Raw genomic sequence first — 9,095 nt, forward strand, 5'->3', positions numbered from 1 at the left:
CCTACTCCCTTACTTTCATAGCTAATGGGATAATTTTTTATTTGGAAGTCCCTTACGATAGTTTTGTCAGCTTTAGTCATTGGGGTGTTGGTAAATTAGTGTATGATATTAATCTTAATTTTTTAGGAGTCAGGAGTCAGGAGACAGGAGTCAGGAGGGAAGAAAAAAGAAGAAACCCTGAGTAGAAGGAGAAAGTTTTTCGGGGAGTGTAAAGGTAACGGAGTTTTATCGTGCTCTTATCCGGACATAGTTATCATACCTCAAATTACCAACGCCGTCATTGGATAATAATAATTTTTCTATAAAACTAAAGTGAAAATATTAGCTTAATAGAGAATTGATCTCAATATTGAATATTGATAAGTGGTAAAATGATCGAAGTTATCAGTAAAATCTTACTCTAAAATTTATGAATTTAGTAATACAATTGAAAAATCAATCTCTCCGTTTTTTTGCAGTAGCTCTACTTCTGATTGTAAGTGCTTGTGGCAATAATGAAACAATAACTTCCACTACCGAAAAATCTCCATTAGCAAACGAAGAAGATATTGAGGAAAGAGGATATGTCCTAGTTGATGGCTCAAGTACAATTTTTCCGCTCTCGGATACAATGGCTCAAAAATTTATGAATGATAATCCGGAAAATCAGGTAATTGTAGGAATATCTAGTTCTGGAGCAGGACTAAAAAAGTTTTGTATTGGGGACACAGACATATCAAATGCTTCCCGTCCCATTAAAAAGTCTGAAATTGACCTCTGTCAGTCAAATGGAATAGAATTTGTTGAAATTCCTATTGCTTTCGATGGTATTTCTATCATCGCTAATCGCGACAATGATTGGGCAGACTGTCTGACTATGGAAGAGTTAACAAAAATTTGGCAACCTGATGATGACGATCGGGAAAAAGTAACTAATTGGAAGCAAATTCGTGATGAATTTCCGGAAGAATCTCTGAGTCTTTATGCTCCTGACGCTGATTCTGGTACCTATGACTACTTTACTGATGCTGTTACTGGGGAAGAAGGTAGAAGCCGCAAAGACTATAAGGCCAGTGAAGATGATGATATCGTTATTCAAGGTATAGAATCTGAGTGGGGTAGTTTGGGTTTCCTCAGTTTTACCTACTACGAAGAAAATAAGGATTCTTTGAAACTAATTTCTATCGACAATGATACTGGTCAATGTGTGGAGCCAAGTAGTGAAACTATAGCTAACGGTACTTATGCTCCCCTATCTCGTCCATTATTTTTATATGTGAGCAAGAGTTCCCTGGAAACAATACCCCCTGTTAAAGCTTTTGTTGATTACCAAATGGATGCTGCGAATCAAGAGGTAATTTCAGAAGTAGGATATGTACCTTTACCCGGATTTTTGCAAGGGAAAATACGAGAGCGTGTTGAAGAGCTGACTACTGGCTCTGTTTTTGAGGGAGAATCTGGAGTAGGCGTTAAACTAATTGATAAACTTTTCTCTGAAAAAGAAAGAAAGAGAGTCGGTGGTGGCTGATTGAATTGAGTTGACGAAATAGGCATAGGTATAGGCATGAAAAAAAATGGGCGTTGCTGAATAGCGTGTATGTAATCTTAATTCTTTAGAAGTCAATTCACCCCAGATATCAAATCCGGTTGAATAGTTATTTTATAGTTGGGAGTAGGGCAGTAGGGGAGTGGGGGGAGATTGAAGTAACTATAGAATTCTAAACATAATTAGGGCTTGCTGATTAAATCTCAAAGCATTTACTGATATAAGTTTTAGCCTTTTTAGGTCTAAAAAAGTGCGCAAGTTTTCAGTCTAAAATACTCAAAAAGGAGCGCATTTTGGGAGGATTATGGCAGAACAATCAAGGTACTATTCTTCTGACTATTTCTTCTATAATTCCTATTCCTCCTGACTTCACCGATTCACCGATTCTGGCTCCTACCCTTACCAAAAAACTTTATGAGCGCAAACCCTAATTATATAACCAGATTCTATATGACCACAGGGATGTTTCATTCTCGCGAAAAACAGAGAAAAAGATAGATAGATGAGGATAAGAGATAATTATCCATTATCCATTAATCATTAATGAAAATGCACCACCCCTTTCCTTTCTTAAATAAATACCAAAATAGTAACTAGCAGTAAAATTTTCATCATACTCGGCCAATAAAGCGCCTTAAAGATAAAGTTATCTTTATATTTAAAAATCGGAAGATCGGGCTTCAAACTCCAAAGAATAAAGTTCAAAGTTACTAAGAAAATGTATAAATAAACAACAAAGTAAAAGAACTCTAAATAAACAACACCTTTAGTAATAATTTGTTGCCTAACTGTCACCTGATCCAAAATAACAATAAATACAAAACCAGCAGCAGCACCCAAAACTTCCATAGTTTGTTCTCTGCTACAAGTCAATAGCACTGCAAATAACAAAGTTAAAACTACAATCATTGGTCCTAGTTTAGAAATAAACAGACCTAAGAAAGACCTTTGCAAAATAACAGTAAATTGAAGTTCAGGAAAATTAGTTTTTGGTACAGAATCTATTAGACCAAAATTAGTATTGTATGTCTTAAATACATACTCGAAAAAGCTATCCCTGAGATACCATTCTCCAAGTACCATTTCTTGATCGACCCCTGGTGTAGTTCGTGGGTTAATTACATTGTAACTATTTAAGTTGGGAGCAAGAATTACTCGACGATTTAAGTTTCCATTATTGAAATCTTGATGCAAAATCCGAATTTTTAAATCTTTATCATCAAAAGGATAATAATCAAAATTAAAATCCATCCGGAGAGTATAAGCGAAATACCAACCGATAACTTCTAAACCATCTTTTTTGTGTCGATAATCTTCTCTTAATTCATAATCACTGTCTTCAATAGCATCAGCAAGTATAATGCCACGAGATAAATCATCATGTACACCATCTTCGTATTCTTGCCAGATATAACCTGTGACAAAAGCATCTTTTGGACTGGTAAAATCAAATGATTGGATAAAAACTCCTGTGGGAATAATTAGGGGTTCTTGTTGATTTAATTCCCTACTTAACTCTATCTGAGGAGCTAATAATTGTGTTACACCAGTATCACTAAGCAAAAGATTTCTAGTTGCGGTATAAGTTCTTGCCCTCAACACTAAGTTCCAAATAAAGCCAATGTTTACTATAAAGAATATAGTAATAACAAATGATACTAATGCAACTCGTTTTACCCCTCCCAAGTAAGCTTGAAAGAGTAGAATTGAAAGAAAAACGGCAAACCAAAGATAGGCGATACTAAGAGCAATTAGTTTACGTCTTGTGACTGAAGAATCTGGTAAAATTTCATCTTGAATAAATACTATTCCTACTACCCATCCATTTCTATTGATTGTCCGCAGAAATAACCAAGAATTTTGACCTGTTACTTCATCTGTTAAATTTGCTTCTACTGGTGTACCTTTAATAGCTTTTACAATCAATTCTCTGAGCTTTTCATCCTTATTTTCGTATGTAATGTCGAAGACATTTGCTTGAGCTTTAGAAAGTTCTTCATTAGGATGATAAAGGTAAGTTCCAGTTTGAGAAATGATAAATCCATAACCAGTTCTACCCAAGTCTAGAGACTCCATCGCTCGTCGAATTTGTATTAATGAATATTCACCATATACGATACCTCGTGGAGATCTATCTTGAGTATTTGGGTCATAAAAAGGAGTATAAAATCCAACAACTGGATCGCTGACCACAGAAGTGTCATTCCACAAGTATGGTTCTCCCCAATTTGGTCCTTTATTTATAGTATTACTATACCAAGCATACTTGGGTTTAGTATAGTTAACTTTAACTTCAAATAGTTCTATATTACCCTCTATTCTAGCATAATATGGTGCATATAACTTGACATCCGGTTTATAAGCAAAGGGTTGATAAGCAACCCCAATATCTAAAAGTTCATCGTTGGCCTCAACTCCTGATTTAAGTTGCTCCAGTAATTGCTCATCACTTAATTTGCCAGAGGTGAGGTCGTTGGCTATAGAAAGAGTGGATTTTTGGGCAAAATATAGTCGCCGATCTATTTCTAGAGCAACTCTAGCTGTTTCTCGTTGGGCTTGCTGTTTAGCGCTATCAAATCTCTCTCTTTGTTCTAGTGTATATAATAATGTTCCTAATATAGCTAATGTCAAACTAATTCCACCAAGGGTTAGTGAAGTGTAAAATGCGATTATTTGTGGCTTACTAGCATTATTAATAGTTAATGTTTTATGTAAAAATTTGTAGATTTTTTGTTTGATTATTTTGGCTTTTTCTTGAAGCTTTTTCTCGTCTTTTACATCATATTGAATTTTTTTATTGATTCTCATGATTTTGTTTTTCCTGTCAATTTTAGTAAATAATAATATCTTGATTTTTTGCGAAAAAAATGGAAACTATTAACATTTTTTTTGCTGGTTAGGTCGAAATATCTGAATGGCAAGATTACCAGGATGATAATTGTGCTATCTAAATTTTTTCTCAAAATATCAACTCTAGTTCATCTGATATTTGAGCGACGAATATAGGAAAATAAATCTGAAATGTTCCTAACTATTACAGCACTTTTTAGAATAAAAATTTAATCTTAATCTTAATATCTTTTCTATCTCTTGATTTAACATAACAAGACTAAGTAGTTAAGTATCAGAGCTGATTTATAAAGTAAATATTAAGAGGTTGAATTGATTACAGGACAAAGGTTTTACCGATTGTGAGTCATTAAACCATAAATTCCTGAGACCTAGTGCTGCTACGCGGAAGTTAAAAGTCGGGCATCGAGTGTGTAATTCTGAGGTCCTCTCAGAATGAAAGACACACTCAAGACAGTCAAAAGTATTGATTAGTAAGGCTTTTAGGATTTTGTAACTGGTCAGTTATCTCCGCCGTCCTGCATTAGATAGTATAAGAGTTTTCCTGCGGAATGCTGCGCAAATAGCTCAGTTTATAAATCAGTTCTTAAAAAATCAAAATAAGCAACAAAATGTCAAAATCAACGAACAGTTTATCAATACTTTATTTTGAACTTTTTACACAACTAAGAGTCGATCTATAAAGTCAATATTAAAAGGATAAATACTTTATAGTGCAAGGGTTTAGTCATGTCTAAGACCTGTGAGTATAACTTCCAGCAAGTTTAGTCTGGAAATAAGGTTCAGCTTAGTTTACCAACCCGCTATAAATGTACATCGATTTTATTGCACTAACCTATCTATCTGTAATCTTAGTTTGTTCTCCGATTATTACTCAAATAATCTACATATAACATAGCTTTATAGGCTCTGTATAGTAAATATTAAATAGATAGCTAACTAAAAAAATTAAGTGATTTTTGATTTTCTTTAAATTTGTACAAGGTAAATAATTATACCAATCTAAAAAAGGTATATGAAAAAAGACTAAAATTTATGCCTAATCAAGAACTTCTCTAATTCTCTAAGCTACCTATTTCGATTATTTTCCCTCTTTTTCTGATTTGTCTATTACTTCTTAGTTCTTCCCTCTTACTTCTTCCTTGCTCATACTATTTGTAACAAGCATTTATCGCACCTGGTATTATTTGTATCAAGCAAAAGAGATTGTCAGAACAAATTAAAGTATTCTATATTTGCAGGATGATTCCTGATTATTTTATATTTAATTTGCCCTCTCAACTATCCCTTCTCTTATAATTCCATGATGATGAAATGCCCATATTAAAATATTATATTACCAGTGCTCGATTGACAGTTTTTTTGCTACTGTAAGTATCGATCTAAATTTTGCATTTTACTAGACTCTAGAATTCAGTTTCTATAGACTAGGCAAAGTACCTTATCCTTATAAAAAATCTCTCAGTTGAGGAAAAGAAATGGACGTATTAGAACAAATTTGGAATAGTCTTGGAGAAATCACCATTTTTGGCCTATCGGCATATAAACTATTACTTGCAATAGGGGTGTTGCTATTAACACTGATACTTCAGGGATTTATTGCTGGAGTAATTATTAAAAGTATTGAACGTCTGGCTGCAAACACTGAATCTGACATAGACGATCAATTGATTGCTATCATTAAAGAACCCTTAACCTGGTTAGTTTTACTGGGTGGGTTTTGGGCAGTGCATGTAATTTTAGTAGAGTATATCAGTCCTGAATTAAACAAACTGATAGATGATGTTCTCGCTTTAGCTGCTATTGCTCTGGTAGCAAATGTGATTTATCGTTCAGCTCCTTTGTTGGGTCAACTACTACAATTTCTAACTGTTCACACTGATACAGACCTGGATGATTTGCTGGTTCCCTATTTCCCTAGACTATTTCGGATTGCAGCAGTTGTTGTGGTATGTATTAAAGGAGCAGAAGTATTTTTAGGAGCATCTGCAGGAGCTTTGATTGGTTTACTTGGTGGTGCTGGTGTTGCTTTAGGTTTGTTGTTCAAAGACATTATCTATGACTGGTGTTGTGCTGTAATTATCTATACTGATGGGTTGTATAGACCTGGTGATTGGATAGCAGTTATGGGAGTGAATGGTTTTTTCCAGGTGTCAGAAATCGGTTTAAGAACAACAAAGTTGTATTCATGGGAATGGGGTTCAATCATTAAAATGCCCAATTCTCGAATGGTTGGTGGTATTGTAGATAACTGGTCTCAAAACAGAGCTGATGTTGATGAGTGGGGTATAACAGGAACTTTAAAAATTGATGGCATTACAGCAGCTCAAGCAGAGAGAATAATGGATGGTGTTGATGAAATATTTAAAAGTGTCGAAGGTTTTCTGGAACACTATATAATGTTCAATGGTGTTGAAGGTAATGCTCGCATAATAAAATATGTTTCATATCATACTCCTGCTGGTTACTCCCGTGCTGCCCGTGAATTTCACTTGAAAGTAATGAGGTTAATGGAAAAAGAGGGCATTGCTGCTCAGAATGTTTACTTTATAACTGATGCAGAAAATTATGCAAAAAATATGAAGATGGCAACCAAGAATTGAACTCTAAATATCTATAAGTTAATATTTTGGTAGTGGTAAACAAGTAGTGATTGTTTAGATCTAACTTCTAGTAATAAAATGGATATACTTAATAAGCACTACTTTTACAAGGCTACCAATACCTTTTTGTTCCTGCCTCAGCTAACTTTTTTTTTCTATTATATTTTCTACTGATAGATAACCTCCAGGTTAGTTTATTCCTGATGTTCTACTCGCACTTGCAAATAATTTACTATATAGTTTTTTTGGATCAAAGCATCAGCTTTTGAAGAAATATTTTCGACAATTTTTTTTCTGTTTTATATTTCCTGTTTCCTACAATCAAAGTCTTGTAAAATTTTTTATCTATATTGATACAGTAAGTTTTAAGAGGTGTGAGTTGTAGTTTGAGACTAAATCTATAATTTTTATTCATTCCCAGATTCAGTGTTCTCTGTTCCTTACAGCATAAAACTTTGTACCTGATCGGCTCGAAAACTTTTCTATGAAGTATTTTTGTAAATATTGGGAATACTAGAGTTAAACAAATAAATCTAATTAATATCAGCTTATGAATAAAAATCTAATATGGTTATTTGTCATCGTGAGTGTAGTTTTTGTAATTGGTGGTGACAGTTTTGAATTTGTACCTCAACCTGTCCGAAGTGCTAGCTTGCAAAGCCGAAATTTTATAGTTGGGCTATGGCCTGATTGGTTGAAGCCCAAGAATACTAATGAACGTACAGAAGATGCTGTAGATAATCTGGAAAATCGTACCGATTGATAAATAAAGGACTTACGCACGCAGACAAAATTATCAACTATTGGGGTTAACTGCTGTTATAGCATTACGCAAATAGGTTAGGGCAATTATAGACACTCAAACGAGCGTCAGGGATTACTTCTAACTTCTGACTTCTGACTTGCGCGTAGCACTATAACCCCCTACTATATTTGGCTATCGTGTGTAAGTCCTGTTAATGTTAGGTTATTGAATCATACTGCTAATTCTTTAATCATTGAAGTATTACCCACGCGCGATCGCATGAGTTTTGGCAGCTCATACTAAATACAGTTATGAAAAGGCACTTTTTCCAAATATTCTCTAACCCTTCTGCCTTCTGCCTTCTGCCCTACTTTCCTAATAAAGCTCTTATCTAAACCGAATTTAGTCTCAGTTCCTGCTTCTGTGAAAATCACCAACCGTAGTCTGTAACCTTCTTCTGTTTACAGGTTTGACATAGGTGGAAACTCTAGAGGTAGAGTTTGATATGTAAGCCCTGAAGATATTACAATTTAAAGATCCAGAAATGATATTCCAGGGTAAGTGCTTTGAAAGAACTTTTAATTACTGCAACCGATACCGATGCGGGTAAAACTATATTAACCCTCGCTATTGCTGCTTACTGGCAGACTTACTATAAAGATCGGAATTTAGGCTTATTTAAACCTATTCAAACTGGTATAGGCGATCGCGAACTTTACACTCAATTATTTTCTCTAGACCAATCTCTTGACGAAATTAACCCTTTATGGTATGAAACGCCCGTTGCTCCTCCTGTAGCTGCTGAACGGGAAGGTCGTCTGGTACAATTAGATCGGGTATGGTCAACTTTTGCAAGATTACGACAACAAAAAGATTTTGTGTTAGTCGAGGGTTTAGGAGGACTAGGATCTCCTGTAACTCACGAACTAACAGTGGCAGACATAGCTAGGGATTGGCATTTACCTACTGTTTTGGTTGTACCAATCAAGTTAGGCGCGATCGCTCAAACAGTAGCCAATGTTGCTCTAGCTCGTCAAATGAAGGTTAATCTCCGAGGCATTATCCTCAACTGCGTTCAACCTTGCTCTGAGCAAGAAGTTGCCGACTGGACTCCTGTTGAGCTAATTCAATCCTTAACTCAAGTACACATCTGTGGAATTATACCACATTTACCAGAAATTAACAACCTAGACAAATTAGCAACAGCAGCCTCTAATTTAGATTTAGAGCAATTTTTACCCTTACCAGCCACAATCAAAAATTAATAACTCGGTATAAAAAATATGGTTTCAACTATTCCGACCTCAAATTCCGTTACTCAATCTCAACTGCGTCCAGAAATTAGAAAACTACAACCTTTGTTAGTTGAATG

The 9,095-nt window shown here is 34.8% G+C and carries 6 protein-coding genes; 5 read left to right on the top strand and 1 reads right to left on the bottom strand.

Annotated features, from left to right (window positions below):
• Together AC3DU7_RS16955 and AC3DU7_RS16960 are read left to right on the top strand one after the other, a co-directional pair.
• On the top strand, positions 1-185 hold a 185-nt coding region (locus AC3DU7_RS16955; RefSeq protein ID WP_488040496.1), incomplete at its 5' end, for a hypothetical protein.
• Between the two features lie 224 nt (positions 186-409).
• Positions 410-1,507: a PstS family phosphate ABC transporter substrate-binding protein gene (locus tag AC3DU7_RS16960; protein WP_488040497.1), complete on the top strand. Its 1,098-nt coding sequence runs from the start codon at positions 410-412 to the stop codon at positions 1,505-1,507.
• A gap of 588 nt (positions 1,508-2,095) precedes the next feature.
• On the opposite strand, the gene AC3DU7_RS16965 is transcribed toward AC3DU7_RS16960, so the two are convergent.
• Positions 2,096-4,333 (bottom strand): PDC sensor domain-containing protein, encoded by a 2,238-nt coding sequence (locus AC3DU7_RS16965; protein ID WP_488040498.1) that lies wholly within the window; start codon positions 4,331-4,333, stop codon positions 2,096-2,098.
• A gap of 1,520 nt (positions 4,334-5,853) precedes the next feature.
• Between AC3DU7_RS16965 and AC3DU7_RS16970 the strand changes: the two genes are divergently transcribed.
• From AC3DU7_RS16970 to bioD, 3 genes are all read left to right on the top strand, one after another.
• Complete coding sequence (locus AC3DU7_RS16970) at positions 5,854-6,978, top strand: mechanosensitive ion channel family protein (RefSeq protein ID WP_488040499.1); 1,125 nt, start codon at positions 5,854-5,856, stop codon at positions 6,976-6,978.
• Between the two features lie 550 nt (positions 6,979-7,528).
• Positions 7,529-7,741 (top strand): hypothetical protein, encoded by a 213-nt coding sequence (locus AC3DU7_RS16975; protein WP_488040500.1) that lies wholly within the window; start codon positions 7,529-7,531, stop codon positions 7,739-7,741.
• A 548-nt stretch (positions 7,742-8,289) separates the two neighbouring features.
• Entirely contained in the window at positions 8,290-8,988 is a 699-nt protein-coding gene (gene bioD / locus AC3DU7_RS16980) for a dethiobiotin synthase (RefSeq protein ID WP_488040501.1), read from the top strand.
• The last annotated feature ends 107 nt before the right edge of the window (positions 8,989-9,095 follow it).

The organism is Okeania sp. (assembly GCF_983059655.1).

What these genes read in the sequence shown, in the direction of transcription:
- AC3DU7_RS16960 (WP_488040497.1), top strand. Translation starts at nt 410, where the DNA reads ATGAATTTAGTAATACAATTGAAAAATCAATCTCTCCGTTTTTTTGCA.
- AC3DU7_RS16975 (WP_488040500.1), top strand. Translation starts at nt 7,529, where the DNA reads ATGAATAAAAATCTAATATGGTTATTTGTCATCGTGAGTGTAGTTTTT.
- AC3DU7_RS16965 (WP_488040498.1), bottom strand. Translation starts at nt 4,333, where the DNA reads ATGAGAATCAATAAAAAAATTCAATATGATGTAAAAGACGAGAAAAAG.
- AC3DU7_RS16970 (WP_488040499.1), top strand. Translation starts at nt 5,854, where the DNA reads ATGGACGTATTAGAACAAATTTGGAATAGTCTTGGAGAAATCACCATT.